The 24,465-nt window shown below is 41.4% G+C and carries 27 protein-coding genes; 22 read left to right on the forward strand and 5 right to left on the reverse strand.

Features of this window, described 5'->3' with window-relative positions:
• The first annotated feature begins 2 nt into the window (after window positions 1-2).
• Window positions 3-3,278 carry an efflux RND transporter permease subunit gene (locus CWB77_RS04700; RefSeq protein WP_138621571.1) on the forward strand — a complete coding sequence of 1,092 codons (3,276 nt, stop codon included), beginning with the start codon at window positions 3-5 and terminating at the stop codon, window positions 3,276-3,278.
• The gene (locus CWB77_RS04705) at window positions 3,268-4,335 is read left to right on the forward strand and encodes an efflux RND transporter periplasmic adaptor subunit (protein ID WP_138570686.1); all 1,068 of its coding nucleotides are present in this window, start codon (window positions 3,268-3,270) and stop codon (window positions 4,333-4,335) included. Before CWB77_RS04700 ends, CWB77_RS04705 begins: the two co-directional genes overlap by 11 nt.
• 12 nt (window positions 4,336-4,347) lie before the next feature.
• Here CWB77_RS04705 and CWB77_RS04710 read toward each other — a convergent pair whose 3' ends face one another.
• The gene (locus tag CWB77_RS04710; protein ID WP_138594046.1) at window positions 4,348-5,025 is read right to left on the reverse strand and encodes a nitroreductase family protein; all 678 of its coding nucleotides are present in this window, start codon (window positions 5,023-5,025) and stop codon (window positions 4,348-4,350) included.
• A gap of 189 nt (window positions 5,026-5,214) precedes the next feature.
• On the opposite strand from CWB77_RS04710, the gene CWB77_RS04715 reads away from it, so the two are divergent.
• Window positions 5,215-6,096, forward strand: a complete 882-nt coding sequence (locus CWB77_RS04715; RefSeq protein WP_010392484.1) for an ABC transporter ATP-binding protein — start codon at window positions 5,215-5,217, stop codon at window positions 6,094-6,096.
• A 9-nt stretch (window positions 6,097-6,105) separates the two neighbouring features.
• Window positions 6,106-9,684, forward strand: coding sequence for an ABC transporter permease/M1 family aminopeptidase (locus CWB77_RS04720; RefSeq protein ID WP_138621573.1), 3,579 nt, complete (start codon window positions 6,106-6,108; stop codon window positions 9,682-9,684).
• 295 nt (window positions 9,685-9,979) lie between these two features.
• Here the strand turns inward: CWB77_RS04720 and CWB77_RS04725 are convergent, their stop codons facing one another.
• The 4 genes from CWB77_RS04725 to CWB77_RS04740 all read right to left on the reverse strand — a co-directional run bounded on the left by CWB77_RS04725 (window position 9,980) and on the right by CWB77_RS04740 (window position 12,897).
• Window positions 9,980-10,657, reverse strand: coding sequence for a TorF family putative porin (locus tag CWB77_RS04725; protein WP_109875756.1), 678 nt, complete (start codon window positions 10,655-10,657; stop codon window positions 9,980-9,982).
• Between the two features lie 292 nt (window positions 10,658-10,949).
• The gene (locus CWB77_RS04730; RefSeq protein WP_138621575.1) at window positions 10,950-12,113 is read right to left on the reverse strand and encodes a hypothetical protein; all 1,164 of its coding nucleotides are present in this window, start codon (window positions 12,111-12,113) and stop codon (window positions 10,950-10,952) included.
• 149 nt (window positions 12,114-12,262) lie between these two features.
• Window positions 12,263-12,463 carry a helix-turn-helix transcriptional regulator gene (locus CWB77_RS04735; RefSeq protein ID WP_010392491.1) on the reverse strand — a complete coding sequence of 67 codons (201 nt, stop codon included), beginning with the start codon at window positions 12,461-12,463 and terminating at the stop codon, window positions 12,263-12,265.
• 8 nt (window positions 12,464-12,471) lie between these two features.
• Window positions 12,472-12,897: a hypothetical protein gene (locus CWB77_RS04740; RefSeq protein WP_010392493.1), complete on the reverse strand. Its 426-nt coding sequence runs from the start codon at window positions 12,895-12,897 to the stop codon at window positions 12,472-12,474.
• Between the two features lie 235 nt (window positions 12,898-13,132).
• Between CWB77_RS04740 and CWB77_RS04745 the strand changes: the two genes are divergently transcribed.
• The 18 genes from CWB77_RS04745 (at window position 13,133) to rplQ (ending at window position 23,822) form a co-directional block, all read left to right on the forward strand.
• Window positions 13,133-15,070, forward strand: coding sequence for an AsmA family protein (locus CWB77_RS04745; RefSeq protein ID WP_013466074.1), 1,938 nt, complete (start codon window positions 13,133-13,135; stop codon window positions 15,068-15,070).
• 274 nt (window positions 15,071-15,344) lie between these two features.
• Window positions 15,345-15,713: a 50S ribosomal protein L14 gene (gene rplN, locus CWB77_RS04750; RefSeq protein ID WP_008115397.1), complete on the forward strand. Its 369-nt coding sequence runs from the start codon at window positions 15,345-15,347 to the stop codon at window positions 15,711-15,713.
• A 10-nt stretch (window positions 15,714-15,723) separates the two neighbouring features.
• On the forward strand, window positions 15,724-16,038 hold the full coding sequence (rplX, locus tag CWB77_RS04755) for a 50S ribosomal protein L24 (protein WP_004589210.1): 315 nt from the start codon (window positions 15,724-15,726) through the stop codon (window positions 16,036-16,038).
• 16 nt (window positions 16,039-16,054) lie between these two features.
• Entirely contained in the window at window positions 16,055-16,594 is a 540-nt protein-coding gene (gene rplE / locus CWB77_RS04760; RefSeq protein ID WP_010392500.1) for a 50S ribosomal protein L5, read from the forward strand.
• A gap of 10 nt (window positions 16,595-16,604) precedes the next feature.
• Complete coding sequence (gene rpsN / locus CWB77_RS04765) at window positions 16,605-16,910, forward strand: 30S ribosomal protein S14 (protein ID WP_006794245.1); 306 nt, start codon at window positions 16,605-16,607, stop codon at window positions 16,908-16,910.
• Between the two features lie 21 nt (window positions 16,911-16,931).
• Entirely contained in the window at window positions 16,932-17,324 is a 393-nt protein-coding gene (gene rpsH, locus CWB77_RS04770; protein WP_008115392.1) for a 30S ribosomal protein S8, read from the forward strand.
• 13 nt (window positions 17,325-17,337) lie between these two features.
• On the forward strand, window positions 17,338-17,871 hold the full coding sequence (gene rplF, locus CWB77_RS04775) for a 50S ribosomal protein L6 (protein WP_006794247.1): 534 nt from the start codon (window positions 17,338-17,340) through the stop codon (window positions 17,869-17,871).
• A 9-nt stretch (window positions 17,872-17,880) separates the two neighbouring features.
• Complete coding sequence (gene rplR, locus CWB77_RS04780; protein ID WP_008115388.1) at window positions 17,881-18,231, forward strand: 50S ribosomal protein L18; 351 nt, start codon at window positions 17,881-17,883, stop codon at window positions 18,229-18,231.
• A gap of 9 nt (window positions 18,232-18,240) precedes the next feature.
• Window positions 18,241-18,747, forward strand: coding sequence for a 30S ribosomal protein S5 (rpsE, locus tag CWB77_RS04785; RefSeq protein ID WP_008115387.1), 507 nt, complete (start codon window positions 18,241-18,243; stop codon window positions 18,745-18,747).
• Window positions 18,748-18,750: 3 nt separating this feature from the next.
• A complete protein-coding gene (gene rpmD, locus CWB77_RS04790) occupies window positions 18,751-18,933 on the forward strand; it encodes a 50S ribosomal protein L30 (protein ID WP_008115384.1) in 183 nt (60 codons plus the stop codon).
• Window positions 18,934-18,937: 4 nt separating this feature from the next.
• Window positions 18,938-19,372 (forward strand): 50S ribosomal protein L15, encoded by a 435-nt coding sequence (rplO, locus tag CWB77_RS04795; protein ID WP_008115382.1) that lies wholly within the window; start codon window positions 18,938-18,940, stop codon window positions 19,370-19,372.
• 10 nt (window positions 19,373-19,382) lie between these two features.
• Window positions 19,383-20,711 carry a preprotein translocase subunit SecY gene (gene secY, locus CWB77_RS04800; RefSeq protein ID WP_008115380.1) on the forward strand — a complete coding sequence of 443 codons (1,329 nt, stop codon included), beginning with the start codon at window positions 19,383-19,385 and terminating at the stop codon, window positions 20,709-20,711.
• A 22-nt stretch (window positions 20,712-20,733) separates the two neighbouring features.
• On the forward strand, window positions 20,734-20,847 hold the full coding sequence (rpmJ, locus tag CWB77_RS04805) for a 50S ribosomal protein L36 (protein ID WP_002959476.1): 114 nt from the start codon (window positions 20,734-20,736) through the stop codon (window positions 20,845-20,847).
• Window positions 20,848-20,972: 125 nt separating this feature from the next.
• Window positions 20,973-21,329, forward strand: coding sequence for a 30S ribosomal protein S13 (rpsM, locus tag CWB77_RS04810; RefSeq protein ID WP_008115377.1), 357 nt, complete (start codon window positions 20,973-20,975; stop codon window positions 21,327-21,329).
• A 12-nt stretch (window positions 21,330-21,341) separates the two neighbouring features.
• A complete protein-coding gene (rpsK, locus tag CWB77_RS04815) occupies window positions 21,342-21,728 on the forward strand; it encodes a 30S ribosomal protein S11 (RefSeq protein ID WP_002959471.1) in 387 nt (128 codons plus the stop codon).
• Window positions 21,729-21,749: 21 nt separating this feature from the next.
• Window positions 21,750-22,370, forward strand: coding sequence for a 30S ribosomal protein S4 (gene rpsD, locus CWB77_RS04820; RefSeq protein ID WP_002959461.1), 621 nt, complete (start codon window positions 21,750-21,752; stop codon window positions 22,368-22,370).
• A 24-nt stretch (window positions 22,371-22,394) separates the two neighbouring features.
• On the forward strand, window positions 22,395-23,381 hold the full coding sequence (locus CWB77_RS04825; RefSeq protein ID WP_008115371.1) for a DNA-directed RNA polymerase subunit alpha: 987 nt from the start codon (window positions 22,395-22,397) through the stop codon (window positions 23,379-23,381).
• 39 nt (window positions 23,382-23,420) lie between these two features.
• Entirely contained in the window at window positions 23,421-23,822 is a 402-nt protein-coding gene (rplQ, locus tag CWB77_RS04830) for a 50S ribosomal protein L17 (protein WP_008115370.1), read from the forward strand.
• Window positions 23,823-24,465 lie beyond the last annotated feature (643 nt).

Consider the following 24,465-nt stretch of genomic DNA (forward strand, 5'->3'; position numbering starts at 1 on the left):
CAATGAGCTTAATAGACAATGCGGTAAAAAGTAGTTTAAGTGGTCGCATTCCGATTGTTATTTTTGTGATGTCTTTGTTACTTGGGGTATTTGCACTAAATCAAACACCTCGAGAAGAAGAGCCGCAAATTACTGTGCCCATGCTCGATATTTATGTATCAGCACCTAACGTTGAGGCGCCTGAAGTCGCTAGGTTAGTAACACAACCGCTCGAGAAGTTACTGGCTCAGCTGGTGGGAGTTGAGCATATTTACTCAACCACACAAACTAACAGTACAGTGGTTACGCTGCGTTTTGAAGTAGGGCACAACCGCGAACAAGCTATTTTAGATACCTATGCAAAATTAAATAGTTATCAGCATACAATGGCATCGGTGATCGAAAGTTGGCAAATTCGTCCAATAGAAGTAGATGACGTGCCTATTGTGATGTTAGGCCTCTACAGTAAAGACCCGCAACTCTATGGTGATTATGAACTAACTCGTTTTGCTAACGAAATTGCTAATAGTTTACAACGCATTGAGCATACCAGTGAAGTTAAAGTAATTTCGGGGCGTACGCGTACTCTTATCATCAATTTAAATGCCAGCGCACTGGCTGCCCATCAAACCACGGTAAACGATGTTTTTTACGCATTAAATGTATCAAACCAACTCACCCAAGTAGGGAGTGTGGTTGATAATCAGCAGCAAATTGCAATTCAGGCAGGTGATGTACTAAGAACACAATCAGCGGTAGAGCAATTAGTTGTTAATGTGGTTAATGGTAAAAGTGTTTACTTGATGGACATTGCAACAGTCAGCGATGGCCCTAGTGAAACTGAGCATTACCAATGGTTAGCGCAATCTACTGATCAGCAGCAGCTACCTATGGTTACTTTAAGCGTAGCCAAGCAAACAGGGACTAATGCGGTTGCTGTTGCAAATGATGTTCATACCACGATGAATGAACTTGCAAATACCTTACTGCCACCAGAAGTTAGCTATACAGTACTTAGAGATTATGGCCAAACTGCGAATGAAAAAGTAAATAACCTCACATCAAGTTTAGTGTTTGCAGTGTTTACTGTGGTGATATTTGTTGGCGTGTTTTTAGGTTGGCGTCCTGCCGTAGTGGTTGGGCTGGCGGTTCCTATTTGTTATGGCATTACACTCTCATTAGATTTTGCATTTGGTTACACCATTAATCGGGTGACCTTATTTGCGCTTATTTTATCATTAGGCTTACTGGTAGACGACCCTATCACGGGGATTGATAATATTAGTCGCTTTATAAATAATAAAGGCGATAAAAAACAACATGTTGTTGGCGCAATGAGCGAAATTCGAAATGCCTTGCTTATGTCTACACTCACCATTATGGTGGCGTTTATTCCACTGGCGTTTATTACCGGAATGATGGGGCCATACATGGCACCCATGGCGTTTAACGTGCCCATTAGTGTCATGGTGTCTACTTTGGTAGCTTTTTTTGTCACTCCTTGGCTGGCAATGAAATTGCTTAAACCAAACACCTTAGAACAACCTGATCTTGAACCTAAAGCGGGTTTATACCAAAGACTACTCAGTCCATTACTTGCCTCAAAAGGGCGAGCTAAATGGGTGCTATGGATAACGTTAGGATTGTTTATTATCAGCGCCATGTTACCCGTGATGCGCTTGGTGCCATTAAAGCTCCTGCCTTTTGATAATAAAAATGAGCTGCAAGTACTTATAGATATGCCAGAGGGTACTAGTCTAGAGAGCACGGCTGCATTTACTAAGCAGATTCAAACCCTCACATGGCAGTTAAATGAAGTAAGTGAAATAGCCGCATATATTGGGCAGCCCTCCAGTATGGATTTTAATGGCATGGTGCGTGGTTATTATCGCCGTGAAGCCGCTAACTTAGCAGAGCTCAGAGTATTGCTGGTGGATAAATCAGCACGAGATCATCAATCGCATGGTGTGGTTATGCGGCTACGCGAACAACTTGCTCCTTTAGCAAAAAATGGCATTGTTATCAAAGTGGTCGAGGTACCACCTGGGCCACCGGTATTGAGCACTTTAGTTGCTGAAGTGTATCGTGACCCCTTTGTTGATAAGCATACCCACAGGCAGGCAGCTCAAAATGTTGTTGCACGTTTACGCCAAGAGCCTCATGTTGTTGAGGTTGATACCTCTTTGGTTGCTTCTGCGCCATTACAGCGTTTTATTACGGATAAGACCAAAGCAGCGCTCAGTGCTGTTGCTACCCAAAATATTGCACAAACACTCAGTATTGCTTCGCAGGGGCAACAGGTTGGTGTGTTGTATGTAAGCAATGAAACTCAGCCGATTCCAATACAATTACAATTGCCTTATAGCGAACGTAATCAGCTTTCACAATTACTTGCGCTGCAAGTAAGAGGGGATAGGGACTTAGCTAAAACCAGTAATGAGTTAGGTATAACAAGTGCACCAAGGCCTTTAGTATCGCTTTCAGAGCTGGGAGAGTTTAAACCATTAAACGTGGCCGACACACTAATGCGTAAAGATCAGCGTGACGTTATTTATGTGATGGCGGAACTAAATGGACGCACGCCTGCAGAGATTATTGCGGATGTAAATGCCGATTTAAACGTAAGTGATCATGGGTTTGAAAAAAGCGTATGGTTAACACGGCACTTTTTTAATAATGGCGGAACCGCGCCATGGCAATTACCGCAAGGAACTGATGTTAACTTTAGTGGTGAAGGTGAGTGGCGTATCACCATTGATGTGTTCAGGGATATGGGCATTGCTTTTGCCTTTGCGCTCAGTGCTATATTTATTATTTTACGCATTCAAACTCAATCTGTTAGTTTGTCGCTGATTATTATGTCGGCCATTCCATTAACTGTGATTGGTATTATGCCTGGGTTTTGGTTACTCAATCAATTTGGTGAACGCACCATAGCGGGGGCTCCTGAGCCGGTATTATTTACCGCTACTGCGATGATAGGCATGATTGCCTTAGCAGGTATTGTCGTTCGTAACTCACTTATTTTAGTCGAATTTATTAACCAAGCACGAACTCAGGGGATGGCAATAAAAGAGGCACTTATTGCTGCAGGGGCGGTACGAATGCGCCCAGTATTATTAACCGCCGGAACTACTTTGTTAGGTAACTTAGTGATCACACTTGATCCAGTATTTAGCGGATTAGCCATAGCAATTATTTTTGGCATCGTGGCGTCTACCGTATTTTCGTTATTTGTTGTACCGCTTGTTTATTATTTAGTGTTTACAAACCCAGAGGAAGAAGCACATGCAGGGTAAATCAAAAGTTTTAGGCGCAATCAGTGCATTGGTTGTAGTTATTGTAGCAGTGCTATACATGGCCGGTAGCTTTAGTGATAAACAACCTGCAGGGTTAAAAGAGATGCCAGTTACTCAATATCAAGGTGAGGTGGTCACTGTTGAGCTGCAAACTATTTCGCGAACAGAGCATGTACCGGGGAGTGTAATTGCGAAACAAAACACTCAAATTTCGTCAAATGTAATGGCACAAGTAAAGCAATTCAAAGTACGTGCCGGTGATAAAGTTAATCAAGGTGACTTATTGATCACCCTTAAGCAAGATGACTTTAAAGCGATGCTGGCACAAAGTGAGGCAAATATTAATGCGGTGCAAGCCTCATTAAACCAAGCTAAAAAGCAACTTATTAGAGTAACTGAGTTACAGGCAAAAGGGTTAGTACCAGTGAGTGAGCTTGATGATGCTAAAGCAAAATTTGATAACTTAACTGCCAACTTAGCTGGAGCAAAGCAGCAGCAAACCCAGGCGCAAGTATCACTTAACTACACGCAAATTAAAGCCCCTATATCTGGTGTCGTTGTTGAGCGTTTAGCTGAACCTGGCGATACAGCTACACCTGGCATACCGTTGTTAACGCTTTACAATCCAAAGCAACTTCAACTTGCCTTTAATGTACGAGAGCAACAAGCAGTAAGGCTTAAATTAGGCGATCGTTTAAACGTGAGTTTACCTTCGCTCGATATGACAACAGCTGCCAATATCAGTGAAATTATACCTGTTGTTGATAACGCTGCACGTAGCTTACTTATACGACTAGAAATTGAACCACAGCCAGGGATGATCCCTGGGTTATATGCACAATTGCATTTACCGTTTGAAAGCACCCAAGGTGTACTGGTAAACCCTCGTTGGATCCATGATTTTGGACAGCTTAGTATGATGTATGTCATTAATGCAGACAAAATTGAGCGTCGTTTTGTACGCTTAGGTGAGCAGTTTGATAATCAGCAACATGTTATTACGGGCCTTAAGGCTGGCGATAAAATAGCAGTGGATTATCAACCAATAACTAAATAACCAGAGTTCGGGTTAAATAAATGTGGCTATTTCATCCAGCGATTTTTTATCAAGTGCATGCAGAGGCACCGTTGCATGCTCATCGGGGTAGCCTGCAATTAATAGCATATAAGGACGTTCGTTGTCTTTATCACGGCCACAAATATCGGTTAAAAAGCTCATTGGTTTTGGGGTGTGGGTAAGGGTTGCAAGGCCTGCTCGGTGTAGTGCTTGAATTAAAAAACCAGTGGCCAGCCCTACCGATTCATGTACATAGTAATTAGTGTTTTTATCGTCCGTATTTACACCCCCCTTTTTTTGACTAAACACTGCAATCAACCATGGTGCGTGCTCTAAATAGGGTTTATTAGCATCGGTACCTAATGGTTTCAATGCATCAAGCCATTCTTCGCCTGCGCGACCTTCATAAAAAGAGCGCTCTAGTTTTTCAGCGGCCTCTCGTATTTGCTTTTTAACATCACTACTATTAATGGCCACAAAATGCCAAGGCTGGTGGTTTGCACCACTAGGTGCTGTACCTGCTGCTTTAATACAGGTTTCGATGATTTCTTTTGGCACCTGGCGGTTACTAAAGCTGCGAATACTATGACGGCGCTGGCTCGTTTGTAAAAACTCCTTTGCGCGCGAGAGCATTGCCTCTGGCGGGTATTCTATAAAATCGGTTAATGGTTGGCTTTTGTGATCTTGCATGGCTGTTCGCTTCTTATTTTTAGAGTGTTTTGTTTTTATACCGAGAGGCTCATTTCTAAGCAAGTGTTATTAGAATGAATTTCTGTTTATTTATTGTTACAAAGTTAACTAGTTACTAACTTATGTTCCTGTTTTTAATGTGGTATAAAGCAGCATAAAAATAATACTTACAATTCAAGGAAGTAAAAAATGCTATCAATAACAGGGTTATCAAAAACCTACGACAACGGCGTACATGCACTTCAAGGTGTTGATTTATCAATTGGTAAAGGTATGTTCGGATTACTTGGGCCAAATGGTGCGGGTAAATCGTCGTTAATGCGAACTATTTCTACATTGCAGTCAGCTGATCAGGGCTCTATTACTTTTGATGGCATTGATGTGTTTAAAGACCCACAAGCATTGCGTCAGCGTTTAGGCTATTTACCACAAGATTTTGGTGTATATCCGCGTGTTAACGCTTACGATTTACTCGATCATATGGCTGTTTTAAAAGGTATTCACAACAAAGCAGAACGTAAAGAGTCGGTGGAAGGCTTGCTTGCACATACTAATTTATATCAACATCGCTCAAAAGCCGTTAGTGGTTTTTCGGGGGGTATGCGCCAGCGTTTTGGTATTGCACAAGCATTATTGGGCGACCCTGATTTACTAATTGTTGATGAGCCAACTGCAGGTTTAGATCCTGAGGAGCGAAATCGTTTTCATAACTTGTTAGTAAGCTTAGGCGAGCAAAAAGTAGTTATATTATCGACCCACATTGTTGAAGATGTAGCAGAGCTTTGCCCAAACATGGCTGTACTGGCTGGCGGTAAAATACTATTAGAGGGTAATCCAATTGCCCTTACCGATAAACTGCAAGGGCAAATTTGGCGCAAGGCCATGAGCCAAGAAGAAGCGCAAGAGCTTGAATCACAACTGCCTGTTATTTCAAAACGCTTATTTGCTGGGCAAACCATATTACATGTATTAGCAGAGCAAGCACCCGAAGGCTTTGAAACGAGTAACGCAAACCTAGAAGATGTGTATTTTTCTGCGTTGCTTAATCATCGTAACAGCCAAGTAGCATAAGGGGGCGCTATGTTTTTTAATATGCTTGCGTTTGAACTGCGCTATTTTGTGCGCCAACCTTCGTTTTATGTGACGTCATTAATCTTCTTTTTTATGGCGTTTTTTATAAGCTCTAGTAGTAAGCTTCCGTTAGGCGGGGCTAATGTTCATATGAACTCGCCTTATACCATTATGGTTTTAACGGTTACCTTTTGTACGCTTGCTATGTTTTTAGTGGTTAACTTTGTTGCCAGCTCAGCTATTCGCAACAGTGAGAGCAAAATGGATGAGTTGGTGTTTAGTAAGCCGGTTAACCCTCTTGCTTATCAATCTGGGCGTTTTTTTGGTGCTTACTTAGTGGTGCTAGTTGTTTTTTTAACGGTGCCGCTGGGTGTGTTTTTTGGATCGCAATTTGGTTTATTGGTTGGCTGGCTCGATAGTGAGCTAGTAGGCCCTAATAAGTTAATATATTACACAGCTCCTTTTTTATATTTAGCAATACCCAGCTTGTTAGTACTTTCGGCTATTTTTAATAGTGTGGCTGTGTATTTTAAAACCATGATGGCGGTATATGTTACAGCTGTAGTGATTTTTATAACCTACCAAATAGCGGGCATCTACTTTGATGACTTAGCATTTAGAGATATTGTTGTATACGCCGATCCATTTGGGTCAGGTTCGTTAATTGACTTAACCCGTTATTGGACTGTAAGTGATAAAAATACCGAAGTGTTAACGCTCTCGGGCGATTTTTTGATTAACCGTATTTTGTGGGTAGCAATAAGCTTAGCGATGTTTTTTGGCCTAGGGAAGTTAGGTAATCGCGTAGTAACTAAAAAACAAAAAAAACAATTTGCTGTATCTACGTTTGTAAAAAATAAACAAGCAGCACTTATTAGCAAGGCTAAAAATTACAAATCAAAAGGGATCAATACGCAATCGCAACTAGTAATGCGCAGCTTATTTGAACTTAAGCAGGTTATATTAAGTGCGCCTTTTATGATTTTAGCCGGTGTAAGTATTACTATGTTGCTTGTGCCACTCTTTGCTCCTATTGGCGCGTATGGCACAACGGATTGGCCACTGACACAAAATATGGTGAGCATCATTCAAAACACCTCTAGCTTATTTATGTTTATCATTATTGCTTATTACAGCGCAGAGCTGGTTTGGCGGGAGCGCCACAGTGGTATGGGCGATATTGTTGACAGTTTCCCAGTTCATAACAGTGTGTTTTGGATATCTAAAATTATTGCGTTAATCACTGCGGTTTTTGGTCTTTATTTAGTAGGTATGATGTTTACCATTGCAGTACAACTATTTAAGGGGCAATTTAATCTAGAGCTTGGCCAGTACTTATTTAGGTTAGGTTATCTTACGTTACTGCCTTTAATTATGATGGCTATTTTGGCGTTCTTTTTGCAAATAATTAGCCCTAATAAATATATAGGTATGGGGTTATTTATTCTGTATTACATTGCCCAAATGGTAATGGGTGCTTACGGATTTGAGCATCACATGTATCACTTTTCGCAAAGTAGTAGCGTACCGTATTCTGATATAAACGGTTACGGACACTTTTTACAAGGCGCGCATTGGTACACCTTATATTGGGGCGCATTAAGTGTATTTTTGGCTATTGTTGGGTTTGCTTTATGGCATCGCGGCCCGTCGCAAACATTGCGCACTCGCTTATCTTTAATACGTTACAACATGTCTTTAAAAGGTCAAATTGCTGCCGCTATAAGTTTATTGGTATTTGTGGGAGCAGGTTATAACATTTATCACAACACCCGTATGCTCAACGAGTTTGTAACAAGTGATGATAACGAAACCCTTCAAGTAAGCTATGAACAAGAGTTTTCACAATACAAAGATTTGCCACTCCCTGTAATAACCGATGTTAATTTACACATTGATATTTACCCTAAAAAGCGTGCATTAACCGCCGTTGCAAAAATTAAGTTTACTAATACCGCTAACGAGCCAATAGCCCGTGTGTTAATTAACGAGCCTAACCACGCTAAAAGCTGGGATGTAAAAATGGCCGGCGGTAAAATAGTAGAGCGTTTACCTGAGTTTGATATGGTATGGTTTGAGTTTGAACAACCGCTAATGCCTAATGAAGTTCGCGAAGGTGAGCTTTCAGTTTCCCGAGAGCATAACGGTTTTGTTGATAGGTATTCAGATACTCAGCTGGTGTATAACGGTACATTTATAAATAATAGAGAGTTATTACCGAATTTTGGTTATCAAAGGTATTTTCAAATTGCGGATAAGTATGAGCGTCGTAAGCACGATTTACCCGAACTTGAACGTGCGCATAAACTAGAAGACAGCCGCTATTATACGCAAAATGAGTTTGGTCCTGATAATGGGTTTATAAGCTATAAAGCAACGGTAACTACCGATGAGTCGCAATTTGCAATTACACCTGGTTACTTAAAAAGTGAGAGTGTAAAAGACGGGCGCCGTACTTTTGTTTATGAAATGGATGCCCCTATTTTAAACTTTTATTCTGTGCTTTCGGCTGAACTTGAAAGCAAAAAGGTTGAGCATAACGGTGTAAATATTGAAGTGTACTACCACAAAGATCATGCATGGAATGTTGACCGTATGATTGAGTCGGTACAAGACTCAATAGATTACTATACCCAAGCATTTGGCCCGTATCAGCATAAGCAGTTACGTATTATTGAGTTTCCAAAATATCGCTCATTTGCGCAAAGTTTTGCCAATACAGTGCCTTACTCAGAAAGTATTGGTTTTGTTACTGATTTAAGGGATGAGAGTAAAGTTGACCTCCCTTATTATGTAACCGCACATGAAGTGGCGCACCAATGGTGGGGACATCAAGTATCAGGGGCTAATGTAGAGGGCAGTGCCGTTATATCAGAAACGCTCTCCCAATACAGTGCGCTTATGGTGTTAAAAAAACGCTTTGGCGCCGAGAAGCTACGTAAGTTTTTAAAATACGAGCTAGACAAATACTTAATGGGTCGTACAGGGGAAGCGTTTGAAGAAATGCCGCTGTATAAAACGCAGGCTCAGCAGTATCTTCACTACAATAAAGGTTCTGTTGTGATGATGGCGCTATATGATCGCTTAGGTGAAAAACGCTTAAATGCAGCACTTAAAGCATTTTTGAATGAGTTTAAATACCAATCAACGCCATACCCCACCACACTCGATTTACTCAGTTATTTAAAACGAGATGCAACAAAAGCAGAGCAACGCTTTATTGATGATCAGTTTAAGTATATAACACTTTATGAGCTTGAAATGAAAGAGGTATCGATTACAGATAGCACTGATAGCGAGGGTTTTTACACGGTAACACTGAGCGTTGAAGCAACGAAACAGCGTGCCGATGGCCAAGGTGAAGAAACCGAACAACCACTTGATGAAATGATTGATATTGCATTATTCAATGATGATCCTGAAAACCTTCTAGCCGAAGACTTTGTGATTTATTCACAAAAACATCAAATAGTGTCAGGTGCAAACACCATCGAACTTAAAGTAAAAGAAAAACCCATGTACGCTGGGATAGACCCTTACATTAAGCTTGTAGATAAAGACAATAAAAATAATTTAGCTAAGTTTTAACGCTAAGTTATTTAAAGGCCGCATTTCGTGCGGCCTTTTATTTTAGCGAATTGGTATAAAAAGCTTATTTGAAACAGAGAATATAATGCCAATACACAATAATGCTTATTTAAGCGAGTTAGCATAACGCGGAAATATTTAACGGCAGCTAGGTAGTCGTTGATTGACCGAGGCGGGTAATATAGTAGGGCGCTTTAGTAGCTAACCCTAGAGAGGATTATGAGCATTTTTAAACCGCTCTAATCGAGAAAGGGCCTTACGGCCCCTTAGTGTTGCAGCAAGTAACACATTCTTTTTATAGGTTAAAGTCTACAGCATAGGCTACATAAGCTTTTACATCTGAGCCGTCCATGTCGTTATCTGATAGACCAAAAGTAAAACCATCTTTAGACACAGATACACCATAATCAATAATATTGTCATCACCGATGAAATCGCCTGAGTAATGCCCTATGTGTAGCGCCATTTCTGTGCCATTGCTACCAACAGCGAAGCTGTAATCGGCATTTAGATACAATGAATCACCAAAATCAGTACCGTCACCATTGGCAGCAGAAGTTGCAAGTACGGCTGCACCAAATGTAAAGCCTTGCACACTAATGCTACCGTAGACTTCAGAAAAATCTGCATCTGCACCTGATGCCGCATCAGGGTAGGCATAATAGATATACCCTACGTCATAACTCACGCTTTCATTAATTGCGCCGCCAAAACCTGCGTATAAGTCTAGCTCGTAGGTCATTTCATCGGCCCAAGACGCATTTGACGCCCAAGTACCCGCATAAAAGCCAGATTCATTAGCGTAATCAATACCGCCAGATACAGCTGCATCGCCCCCAGTTTGCTCTTGTCCGCGCCATAAGTAGTTTGAAGTGGCTGCTGCATTTGCTGTTACTTCAGCAAATGCAGTAGTTGATGTCATTCCTGTTAATGCCAATGCACTGATCAATATTGTTTTTTGTAGTTTTAGCATGTCTCATTTCCCGTTGTATGATTTTGCACGCCAAGGCTTTTTATTATGAACGACTACAACCTTTTGTTTGGCGGCATTTTATTATGTTACTAATGGGGTATTTGCACTGTGTGTGCCAAATTAAACTTATTCGTTTATAAATTATTTTTATTATTTAAAACAATGTATTGAAAATAATATGAGGTAGGGATAGAAAAGTAATTATTTAGCAGGTTCACTTTGCTGGTGCAAAAAATAGCCTAGCTGCACCATCAAAGCGCTGCTAGGCTATTTTATTTTTCTTGTGGGTTAATTAACCAAAAATGGCACGCATTAGGGTAATTGTTTCGTTAACACCGCGGCCTTTTTGTACTTCGCTAATAATAGAGTCACGTTTAGCACGAATATGCTCTGGAACATCATCATCAGCAAGAGCGCGATCCACTAAAATCTCAGCAGATTCTTTGCCTCGGCGTGGCGCTTTACTGCTGCTAGAAGTGCTACGTGTAGGTTTATTAAGTAGCTTAATGTAGTTAGAGTTATCTGCAGTATTAGTATCTGCATAGTAAAAAAAGCAAGGTATAAGCGCTTTAATGTCCACCAACTGTGTTTCTAGTTCATTACCAGCATTGGCCATTTTAAACCATGACATAGCGTGAATGCTTTGTACTACATCTTGCCAGTAACGCTCAAAGTCACGGTTATTTAATTTGGTGATACCAAGTGCGGAGCAAAGTGCATCTAAGCGACTGTTACTAATTGGAGTAAACACATCAGGGCGACGCATTGCTAATAAACGGGTGGCAGGCGCCAGAGTTGGTTTTTCATCACTACCATTAAATGCACTCAAATAAGCAATTACAAATTGTTGGTAATTACCTAGCGCTACATCACCCTCAAGTGGAATGTTGCTGAGTGCATCGTCGAATGCGCCTGGCAAATCAGCCAGCATCTGGTGAAAACCTTTGGCGCTTTTAGTAGAGGCAAACCATTCTACATCAAAGTTATAAGTACTCGGATCGAGTGATGCCATATGCTTACCGCTAAAAGCGAGTAAGTCTTCAGGGATCATATCTTTTAACGGCTTTTCACGCAGGCCTGCAATATAAGTAGTTAAACGTAGCTGCTCATCAAGTGCCACCAGTTCTTTATGTTGCTCTACAAACATACTCACTACTGGCCAAGGCGCTACCCGTAATGTTTTTAACTGTAAAAAGCTAATGGCTGAAATAAGTTGGTCATGCAGCTTTTTCAATAATGGTAATTGTGGGCTTTCGAGTAAGTCATAATTAATGCGGTCGCGGCTTGCGCTTAATAGCTCGTAACACCAACCTAAAAAGTCTTCTGGATGGTTTTCCACTTTCACAGCCATCAGGTTTAGGCTTAGCTCTGAAGATTGCTTCAGAATGTTTTGATAAATTTGACTTTCTTGCTCGCCTAATGCCATTTTTGACGGTGAAATTAGCAGTTTCTTCATGCCTTGTAGACTCTCCGGTTAGATATACTTTTTAGTCGCTTCATTTTAGCTTAAATAAGCCAGCAACAACAGGGGCGTGCATCATACCGGAGAATACAGGGGATGCAATCTTGGTAAGTTAATTAACACAAGATTGCATCATTACTGTATTAATCGTGTTCATCGAGTGAAAACAGCCGTTCAACTGAGGTATTAAAGTGCTGTGCTATTTTTAAGGCAATGATCACCGAGGGTGTAAAACGAGATGTTTCAACCGTGCTAATGGTTTTTCGTGAAACATTAATAGCATCGGCCAGTTCTTGCTGTGAAAGCCCTGCCTCTTTACGAAATTCAGCTATATGGTTTTGCACATTATTTCCTAATCGCGGCTTTGCCAAAACAATGAAGTGCCATATGCCAAGAGCATGATACCTAAGTAGAATACTGCCATAGCTGCATGCGAAACCTCACTAGCAATAGCATCGCCTTTATAAAAAACACCAAGCAGGCAAAAAACAAGTGCAAAAATTGAATGTTTATAGGCACTCGTGTCGATAGTATTTAGGAATTCATCTTTATAAGCATATTGAAAATACATTTTTAATGGAAAGCCTGCTTTAGTTATATAAATAGCTATTATAACTATATAAAATAAAACGCCCATTCCAACAGTTAAAAGCCCGTCAATATCTTGTTTTATTACTGAGTTAACACTGAGAAGTAAAAAAACCATACTTGTGCTTATACTTAGAAATATGTTTTGACCCATAAACTGTTCTTCAGTTTTAATATCTTGTTGTTTCATAAAGTCCATCCTGTGGAAGTGTTAATTTATATTTTGTAACCTGTAGGTATCAATGTAACCTGTAGGTATCATTTGGTCAGTATTTTTTGTAACCTAAAGGTATCAAAATGTTTCAGTTACAATTCATATACCCACATTAGAATGTAGGAAAGTAGATTTTTAGTTATTGGGCAATGCTTTTGGCGCTAACTCCCGCTATGATAAGAGCATTATTTGCACGTTTGAAAGGATGATCATGAAGACCTTATTTAAAGTTATTGGTGTCATATTATTGCTATGCATAGCGTTAATTGTTGCTGCACCATTTTTAATTCCTACCGATACCATTTTTAATAAAGTGTCTGAGCAGGTAGAAAAAACAACTGGGCGCACATTAACGATCAAGGGAGATAAAACCCTCAGTGTATTTCCTGCATTAAAGCTGGAGCTTAATGATGTGCATTTTGCCAATATGCCCAGTGGCTCTCGCGCTGATATGGCAAGTATGCAGCAACTTGCTGTTCATATTCCTTGGCTTTCATTACTCGGTGGCGAACTAAAGCTAGAAAAGTTTGTAATTAATGAGCCTGATATTTTGCTAGAAACCGATAAAAGCGGCAAAGCAAACTGGCAGTTATTTGATGCAGTGGCCAAGCAACCAGAGCAACAAACTCAAGCGGGAGAGGCAGTCAAACTACCTGAAAACTTTGATATTCAATTAGGTGAAGTCGCTATTTATGGCGGGTCATTTACTTATTTAGATGGTCAAACGGGTGCTAAACAACAAATTAGCGATTTAGAACTGGCTATATTACTGCCTTCACTGCGTAAACAGCTTGAAGTAACCGGTGCTATTACTTATATGCAAGAGCGATTTGAGCTTGATGTAAAACTTAATACACCAGCAAAAGCGATTGAAGGCGCCACATTTAATGTAAAGCAAACGCTTAACTCACGTTTAGTAGATCTAATGTTTGATGGCAGCATAGCCAAACAAGGCCAAGACATTAAAGGACTTTTAACACTTAACGGTGATTCGGTTAAAAATATTGCTAACTGGCAAGGAGTTGACTTAAACGCTAAAAACAATGCGTTTAACGCCTTTAGCATCAATGCCGAAATGCACTTACTCGGTGAAGAGTTTAACTTAACTGAATTAGTAGCAACGCTCGATGCACTCGAGATTAAAGGTAAAAGTAAGTTAAATCTAGGCAGTCGCTTAGCTGTTAATGCTGATATTGACTTAGGCATGCTTGATTTAAATCCTTACTTACCTGAAACCGTAGCTAAAAAAGAAGTCCCAGCAAAAGACGACTCTAAGCCTGCAGAGCCAATAGTGTGGGATGATACTAAAATTGATTTAAGTGGCTTGAATGCATTAGATGCAAATGTGATTGTCCGTTCAAGTGGCTTAAAAGCGAACGATATTAAACTCGGCGCCAACCAGTTTACTGTGGCACTAAAAAATAGCGTTGCTAAATTAAGTTTAGACAGCTTTGCGGCTTATGAAGGAACAGGTAAAGGGGTGGTGACTATCAATGCTCAAAATACCCCTTATAAAATAGCAACCAACTTCGATTTAGATAAAATAGACGCACAGCCATTACTTAGCGATGCTGCAGGCTTTGATAAGCTAATGGGCAAGGGCTCTTTAAACTGGAATCTAACCACAGCAGGGCAAAGCCAAAAAACGTTTATTAACGCGCTTAATGGTAAACTAGGATTCAAGTTCGCTGATGGTGCAGTTAAGGGAGCAAACGTAGCAGAAATGGTGCGTAAGGGGAAAGAGCTAGTTAAAGGCAACTTTAATGCCGTGTCTGAGGGATTAGATACAGGATTTGAGGAATCTGAGAAAACAGATTTCTCTGCACTTTCTGGTAGTTTTAACTTTACCAATGGCGTAGGCAAAAATACTGATTTATCGTTGATCAGCCCCTTAATACGTATTTCAGGTGAAGGAGACGTTGATTTACCGCAAACTCAGGTTAATTACCGCCTAGTAACAGGTCTCGTTGATTCTATTGAAGGTCAGGGTACTACCGATGATAGCACTGGCTTTAAAATTCCCCTGAGGATAAAAGGCCCATTTCATGATGTTGGCATAAAATTAGATATAGGCAGTGCGGTTAAAGACGAAGCAAAAGAAAAAGCTAAAGACAAAATTAAAGACAAATTAAAAGGTTTATTTGGCTAATTTTAATTACTGATATAAAACAAGGCACCGTAAAGGTGCCTTGTTTGTTTTATAACCACCTGTAATTTAGATAGATAGCATAAAAAACCAGTTTCTAATTTATCATCCGCATTAAATTAATTAAAAAATAACCTACCACTCCCCCCTCAATGCTGATACAATTGCCCGCCCTTAAGAGACATCTAGTATGTTTTTTGAGTGGGATTCAATCGAAATGTCTTGATTTTAAACAAATTTAAGACAAGTTGTAATTACTACACCGGAGGTCATTAACATGATCCAAATGCAAACTCAGCTGGAAGTTGCTGATAACAGCGGCGCTCGCAAAGTGCAGTGTATAAAAGTCCTTGGTGGTTCACACCGTCGCTATGCAGCGATTGGCGATATCATTAAAGTTTCTGTAAAAGAAGCGATTCCTCGCGGTAAAGTGAAGAAAGGTGATGTTAAAAACGCGGTAGTTGTGCGTACCAAAAAAGGCGTTCGTCGTCCAGACGGTTCATTGATCCGTTTCGACAGCAATGCGGCTGTTATCTTAAATGATAACTTGCAGCCTATTGGTACTCGTATTTTCGGCCCTGTGACTCGCGAACTTCGTAATGAAAAGTTCATGAAAATCGTTTCACTAGCCCCAGAAGTACTGTAAGGAGTCTATCATGGCAGCAAAAATCCGTCGTGATGACGAAGTAATCGTACTAGCAGGTAAAGACAAAGGTAAGCGCGGCAAAGTGCTTTCAGTTGTAACCGAGTCTGGTCGAGTATTTGTCGAAGGCATTAACTTAATCAAGAAACACCAAAAGCCGGTTCCACAGTTGAACCAAGCTGGCGGTATTGTTGAGAAAGAAGCGTCTATCGACGTATCAAACGTTGCGATCTACAACTCGGAAACGAGCAAAGCAGATCGTGTAGGTTTCAAGATTGAAGATGGTAAGAAATTACGTATCTTTAAATCTACTGGTAAAACTATCTAATAGTTGGAGTAGAATGATGGCGAAACTGCATGAAGTATATAAAGACAAAGTAGTTGCTGAACTTCAAGAGAAGTTTGGTTTCAGCTCTGTCATGCAAGTCCCTCAGATCGAGAAGATCACATTAAATATGGGTGTGGGCGAAGCCTTAGCTGACAAGAAGATTTTAGATAACGCTGTTGCGGATCTAGAAGCTATCTCTGGTCAGAAACCTTTAATCACTAAAGCACGCAAATCTGTTGCTGGCTTCAAAGTGCGTGAAGGTTACCCGATTGGTTGTAAAGTAACCCTACGCGGCGAGCGTATGTGGGACTTTTTTGAGCGTTTGGTTTCAATCGCTATCCCACGTATCCGTGACTTCCGTGGTGTAAGTGCTAAGTCTTTTGATGGACGTGGTAACTACAGCATGGGCGTACGTGAACAAATCATCTTCCCAGAAATTGATTATGATAAAGTAGACCGTGTACGCGGTATGGATATCACAATCACTACATCTGCGAAATCAGATGAGGAAGGCCGTGCGTTGTTAGAAGCGTTTAACTTCCCATTCAAGAAATAAGGGTAGGGTTATGGCAAAGAATTCTATGAAAGCGCGCGAAGCAAAGCGCACTAAACTAGTTGCTCAGTACGCTGAAAAGCGTGCAGCACTAAAAGCTATCATCAGTGATGTTAATACATCTGAAGATGATCGTTGGGACGCGGTACTTAAGCTACAAGCTTTACCTCGTGATTCTAGCCCTGCACGTCAACGTAATCGTTGTAACATTACGGGCCGCCCACATGGTTTCCTTCGCAAATTCGGCATGAGCCGTATTAAAGTTCGCGAAGCAGCTATGCGCGGTGAAATTCCTGGCCTTAAAAAGGCTAGCTGGTAATAGAATCATGGGAGTAAGACTATGAGCTTGCAAGATCCTATCGCGGATTTATTTACACGAATCCGTAACGGTCAGTCAGCGAAGAAAGTATCTGTAACGATGCCTAATTCGAAACTGAAAGTAGCAGTAGCTAATGTATTAAAAAATGAAGGTTACATCGCAGACTTCGCAGTAAGTGGTGATGTTAAACCTGAGCTTTCTATCGAGTTAAAGTACTTCGAAGGCAAAGCTGTTATTGAAAATATCCAGCGTGTAAGTCGCCCTGGTCTACGTATCTATAAGAGACGTGACGAATTACCGAAGGTAATGGGTGGTTTAGGTATCGCTATCGTATCAACTTCTAAAGGCCTAATGACAGACCGCGCAGCACGTAGTGCAGGCGTTGGTGGTGAAATCATTGGTTTTGTAGCTTAATCGGAGGGGAACTATGTCTCGCATAGCAAAGGCACCAATAAACGTTCCTGCCGGTGTAGAAGTTACATTAAAAGGCCAGGAAATCACAGTTAAAGGCAAAAACGGTGAACTTACTCGTACAATCAACGATGCAGTTGAAGTACAAGTTAACGACAACGTTATTACAACTTTACCTCGTGAAGGCGTAGCCAATGCATGGGCACAAGCAGGTACTGCTCGCGCTCTAATCAACAACATGGTTGTTGGTACGCATGAAGGTTACGAGAAGAAACTTCAGTTAGTAGGTGTTGGTTACCGTGCTGCAGCTAAGGGCAAAGTTTTAGACTTAACTCTTGGTTTCTCGCACCCAGTTAATTTCGCAGTTCCTGAAGGAATTACGATTGAAACTCCAAGCCAAACAGAAGTTCTAGTTAAGGGCGTAGACAAGCAGTTAGTTGGTCAAACAGCTGCTAACATTCGTGCATACCGTAAACCTGAGCCTTATAAAGGTAAAGGTGTTCGTTATTCAGATGAGAATGTACGCCGTAAAGAGGCTAAGAAGAAGTAAGGTAAGACGATGGATAAAAAAACAGCTCGTCTACGTCGTGCTAAACGCACTCGTAGAAATTATATTGAACAAGGCACAACGCGTCTTGTTATCCACCGCACGCCACGTCACATTTATGCTCAAGTTGTAAACGCTGAGGGTAATGTACTGGCTGCTGCTTCTACTGTTGAGAAAGCTATTAGCGAAACAGTTAAAGGCACAGGCAACGTTGCAGCTGCACAAGCAGTTGGTAAAGCGGTTGCTGAACGTGCGGCTGACAAAGGCATCGAAAAGATTGCTTTTGATCGCAGTGGCTTTAAATATCACGGCCGTGTGAAGGCGCTAGCTGATGCTGCGCGTGAAGCCGGTTTGCAATTCTAGGAGTAGACAATGGCTAACGTAGAAGCAAAGCAACAACAGCCTGATTTAGCTGAAAAGCTAATCGCGGTGAACCGTGTGTCTAAAGTAGTTAAAGGTGGTCGTATCTTTAGCTTTACTGCACTAACTGTAGTTGGTGATGGCGCAGGTAAAGTAGGTTTCGGTTATGGTAAAGCACGTGAAGTTCCAGCTGCTATTCAAAAAGCAATGGAAAAAGCACGTCGTAACATGATCAACGTAGACCTAAATGGCAACACATTACAGCATCCTGTTAAAGGACGTCATGCTGGCTCACAAGTGTTTATGAAACCAGCATCTGAAGGTACTGGTATCATTGCAGGTGGTGCTATGCGTGCAGTACTTGAAGTGACTGGTGTGCAGAACGTACTTTCTAAATGTTACGGTTCTACTAACCCGATCAACGTTGTACGTGCAACGATCTCAGCACTTGAGAACATGAATTCTCCTCAGTCGATCGCTGCAAAACGTGGTCTTCGAGTAGATGAGATTTTGGGGTAAACCATGGCTAATAAAACTGTAAAAGTAACACAAGTAAAAAGCTCTATCGGTCGTTTACCGAAGCATAAAGCTACATTACGCGGTCTTGGTTTACGTCGTATCAATCACACTGTTGAGTTAGAAGACACAGCATGTGTGCGTGGTATGATTAACCAGGTTTATTACATGGTTAAGGTAGAGGGGTAATTCGATGCATTTGAATACACTTTCACCTGCTGCAGGTTCAAAAACTGCTCCAAAACGTGTTGGTCGTGGTATCGGTTCTGGTCTTGGTAAGACTGGTGGCCGTGGTCACAAAGGTCAAAAATCACGTTCTGGCGGTAAAGTACGCGTTGGTTTCGAAGGCGGTCAAATGCCTATGCAACGTCGTCTACCTAAGTTCGGTTTCACTTCTCGCAAATCTTTAGTATCTGCAGAAATTAACCTATACGAAATCGCTAAAGTTGAAGGCGATGTGGTAGACCTAAGCGCGTTACAAGCAGCTGGTCTAGTTAAAAAGAACGTTCAGTTCGTTAAAGTTGTTAAATCTGGCGAAGTTTCACGCGCTGTTACCGTTAAAGGCCTTAAGGCTTCTAAAGGTGCACGCGAAGCTATCGAAGCTGCCGGAGGCAAGGTAGAAGACTAAGGAAGTACTAATGGCTAAACCAGGTCAAGATACACAAAGTGCACAAGGTGGACTTTCGGAATTGAAGCGCCGATTACTCTTCGTATTGGGTGCTATCATAATTTACCGTCTAGGTTCATTTGTGCCGATCCCTGGGATTGACGCCGCTGTACTTGCCGATTTCTTCGAGCAACAAAAGGGCACCATTGTTGAGATGTTCAACATGTTTAGCGGTGGTGCGCTTGAGCGAGCTTCAGTGTTAGCACTGGGTATCATGCCGTATATCTCGGCTTCGATTATTACGCAACTATTAACGCATATGTATCCGCCGTTTATAGAGCTTAAGAAAGAAGGTGAGCAAGGGCGTAAAAAGATAAGCCAGTACACACGCTACGGCACGCTTGTGCTTGCTACTATCCAATCAATCGGTATTGCCACAAGCTTACCGGGCATGATGAACGGGTTAGTTGTTAACCCAGGTATGGGATTCTATTTCACCGCAGTGGTGAGTTTAGTAACCGGTACTATGTTCCTTATGTGGTTGGGCGAACAGATAACAGAACGTGGTATCGGTAACGGTATCTCAGTTCTAATATTTGTTGGTATTGTAGCTAACCTGCCGTCTGCTATTGGTTCGACAGCCGAAATGGCGCGCCAAGGTGATTTGAATGTTTTTGTACTGTTGATGGTTGCGGTTATAGTATTCGCTGTTACTTATCTTGTTGTATTCTTTGAACGTGGTCAACGACGTATTGTTGTTAACTACGCCAAACGTCAACAAGGTCGTCAAGTATTTGCTGCTCAAAGCACGCATTTACCTCTGAAAGTAAATATGGCGGGTGTTATTCCACCAATCTTCGCTAGCAGTATAATTCTGTTCCCTGGTACAATTGCAAGCTGGTTCGGCCAGGGTGAAGGTCCGGTTGCTGATGTGCTACAAGCAATTGCTACAACGTTGACTCCAGGTCAGCCTTTGTATGCAATGGTTTTAGCTGCGGCTATCATCTTCTTCTGCTTTTTCTACACAGCGTTGGTTTTTAACCCGCGTGAAACAGCAGACAACCTGAAAAAATCTGGCGCATTTATCCCAGGTATTCGTCCAGGTGAGCAGACATCTAAATACATTGATAAAGTGATGACACGCCTGACATTGGCAGGTGCTTTGTATATAACCTTTATCTGTCTGGTGCCCGAATTCATGACTATGGCATGGCAAACGCCATTCTATTTCGGCGGTACATCAATTTTGATTATCGTTGTTGTAATCATGGACTTTATGGCACAAGTACAGACGCATCTGATGTCACATCAGTATGATTCTGTGCTGAAAAAAGCGAACCTTAAAGGCTACGGTCGATAAGGTCAGTTTACGGAGTTGAGCAATGAAAGTACGTGCTTCCGTTAAGAAAATATGCCGTAACTGTAAAGTTATTAAACGTGCTGGTGTAGTACGCGTAATTTGCAGTGAGCCTAAGCATAAGCAAAGGCAAGGCTAAGTAAACAGTCGTGCAGGCTGAGGTTTCTCGGCCTGTGTTTTTAGTTGTGATTTGGTCTTCGTTTGAGTATCCTTACGGGCTTTTCAAACAGATGATTACCAAATTCAAATATAGGAGATGTGTTAGTGGCCCGTATCGCTGGCATTAACGTCCCTGATCATAAACATGCAGTTATTGGTTTAACAGCTATTTATGGCATAGGTAAGACTCGCTCTAAGGCTATCTTAGAAGCGACTGGTATCGCCGAGACCACAAAAATCGGTGAACTTTCAGACGAAACACTTGACGTATTGCGTGAAGCAGTTGGCAAGTACACTGTAGAAGGTGACCTTCGTCGTGAAGTTACTTTGAATATCAAGCGCCTTATGGACCTTGGTTGTTTCCGTGGCCTACGTCACCGTCGCTCTTTACCACTTCGTGGTCAAAGAACAAAGACTAACGCGCGTACCCGTAAGGGTCCTCGTAAGCCTATTAAGCGATAAGGGGATAGTAAAATGGCTAAGACACCAATTCGTCGTAAAAAGGTTAAAAAGCAAGTTGCTGATGGTATGGCTCATGTTCATGCGTCTTTCAACAACACTATTGTAACGATTACCGACCGTCAAGGTAATGCACTATCATGGGCTACTGCCGGTGGTTCAGGTTTCCGTGGTTCACGTAAATCTACTCCATTCGCTGCTCAGGTTGCTGCAGAGCGTGCAGGTACTGCTGCTCAAGAATACGGTTTAAAAAATCTAGAAGTTTTCATCAAAGGTCCAGGTCCAGGTCGTGAATCTGCTGTACGTGCTTTGAATGCTGCTGGTTACCGTATCACCAACATTACTGACGTGACGCCAATACCACATAATGGTTGTCGTCCACCGAAGAAACGTCGCGTTTAACAATAGGTTAGGAGAAATAACATGGCAAGATATTTGGGCCCTAAGCTCAAGCTGAGTCGTCGTGAAGGTACTGACCTGTTCCTTAAGAGCGGCGTAAGAGCTATCGACTCTAAGTGTAAACTTGAGACTGCACCTGGTCAGCACGGCGCTCGTAAAGGACGCCTATCTGATTACGGTTTACAATTACGTGAAAAGCAAAAAGTACGTCGTATTTACGGTGTATTAGAAAAGCAATTCCGTAACTACTACAAAGAAGCTGCTCGCCTTAAAGGCAACACAGGTGAAAACTTGTTACAGCTTTTAGAGCAACGTTTAGACAATGTTGTATATCGCATGGGTTTTGCTAGCACACGCGCTGAAGCACGTCAGTTAGTAAGCCACAAAGCGATTCTAGTTAATGGTCGTGTTGTGAATATTCCTTCATACGTAATTACTCCAGAAGATACTGTTGTAATCCGTGAGAAGTCTAAAACACAAGCACGTATCATCGCTGCTCTAGAGTTGGCTGAGCAACGTGAAAAGCCGACTTGGGTTGAAGTTGACGGTAAGAAATTGGAAGGTAGCTTCAAGCGCCTACCTGAGCGTTCAGATCTGTCTGCGGACATTAATGAACAACTAATCGTCGAACTTTACTCTAAGTAAAGTTAAGAGTTAAGAGAGGATAAAATGCAGGGTTCTGTTACAGAATTTCTAAAACCAAGGTTAGTCGATATCGACGCTATCAACCCAACGCGTTCTAAAGTAGTTTTAGAACCACTCGAGCGTGGCTTTGGTCACACTTTGGGTAATGCCTTACGCCGTATACTGTTATCATCTATGCCTGGATGTGCAGTAACTGAAGTTGAAATCGACGGTGTATTGCATGAGTACAGCGCGAAAGAAGGCGTACAAGAAGACATCATTGAAATACTACTAAACCTTAAAGGTCTAGCGGTAACGTTAGAAGGCAAAGATGAAGTTTTTCTGACCCTGACTAAATCTGGTGTAGGCCCTGTGACTGCGGCAGATATTCAGCACGATGGCGATGTAACAATTGCTAACCCAGATCATGTTATTTGTAATTTAACAACAAATAACAGCGAGATCAGCATGCGTATTCGTGTTGAGCGTGGTCGTGGTTATGTGCCGGCATCTAGTCGTTTATCCTCTGATGACGATGAGCGTCCAATTGGTCGATTGCTGCTTGATGCATCATTCAGCCCAGTTGAACGTATTGCGTACTCGGTTGAATCAGCCCGTGTTGAGCAACGTACAGATTTAGACAAGTTAATCATTGATATGGAAACAAACGGCACCTTAGATCCTGAAGAAGCGATCCGCCGTGCGTCTACTATCTTAGCTGAGCAATTAGATGCATTCGTAGATTTACGTGATGTAACTGAGCCAGAAGAGAAAGAAGAGAAGCCAGAATTCGATCCTATTCTACTTCGTCCAGTTGATGATCTTGAATTAACAGTACGTTCAGCAAACTGTTTGAAAGCCGAGCAAATTCAATATATCGGTGATTTAGTTCAGCGCACTGAAGTTGAGCTTCTTAAAACGCCTAATCTAGGTAAGAAGTCTCTAACTGAAATAAAAGACGTGCTAGCTTCACGTGGTCTTTCTCTAGGCATGCGCCTAGAAAATTGGCCGCCTGCAAGCCTAGCTGAATAATCTAAATCACTATATTAGTTTAGTTAGAAGGATAGGGTCATGCGCCATCGTAAGAGTGGTCGTCAATTAAACCGTAACAGTAGCCATCGTAAAGCGATGTTCAGCAATATGGCAGGTTCTTTGGTGAAACATGAAATCATCAAAACTACTTTGCCTAAAGCGAAAGAGTTACGCCGTGTAATTGAACCTTTAATCACACTGGCTAAGACTGACAGTGTAGCAAATCGCCGTTTAGCGTTTGCTCGCACGCGTGATAATGAAGTAGTTGGTAAGTTATTCAGTGAAATCGGTCCTCGTAATGCGGATCGTCCAGGTGGTTACACTCGTATTCTTAAGTGTGGCTTCCGTGCTGGTGATAATGCACCAATGGCTTATATTGAACTAGTTGGTCGCCCAGCGGCGAGCGAAGAAGTTCAAGAAGACGCGCAGTCTGCAGAGTAAGTCTTAAAGAGACACCAAAAAGCCGAGCTTATGCTCGGCTTTTTAATATCTAAAATTCACACAAAATGAATAAAGTTTTTAGCTCTATTATTAATAGCAAATTTATTCTCATTCCTTTCATCTAATAAAATAGCCTAACTAGAATCGACGAATCATAATGCGAGCGTTTAGGACTGCTATCTTTCTATTTATAAGTAAAGCTATTTAGACCAATAAATATATGACCATGTAACGACTTTTACAGTTTATAGTTATTAATATAAAAAAGTTCGAAATAGTTGATACCCTCCAATAGCTCATTAACTTTATATAGTAGAGTTCTTGCCTGATGTACTTATTCGCCACTAATCTAAATGGCCATATAAAGCTAAACAATTTGTTTTCTTAGTAATCGCTACAATAACTATAAAAAGATTTTTCCAAAAAATAAGTTTTTACAGCTTTAAAGGCGAAATATGATTAGCTTTAGTTGTCTTTTTAAGCGTTTAGTCTAAATATCCAGCGAACAGTCATTTATTTCAAGTTTTCTGCAAAAAAGGGTTGATCTGTTTTCGGATCTCCCTATAATGCGACCCCACTGAGACGGGGAACGCCAACGCATAGCGAGGCACGAGCTACTCAGTGAGTCGAGTACAACTTAGTT

It is taken from the genome of Pseudoalteromonas sp. S1610, from assembly GCF_005887465.1.
Taxonomy (GTDB): domain Bacteria; phylum Pseudomonadota; class Gammaproteobacteria; order Enterobacterales; family Alteromonadaceae; genus Pseudoalteromonas; species Pseudoalteromonas undina.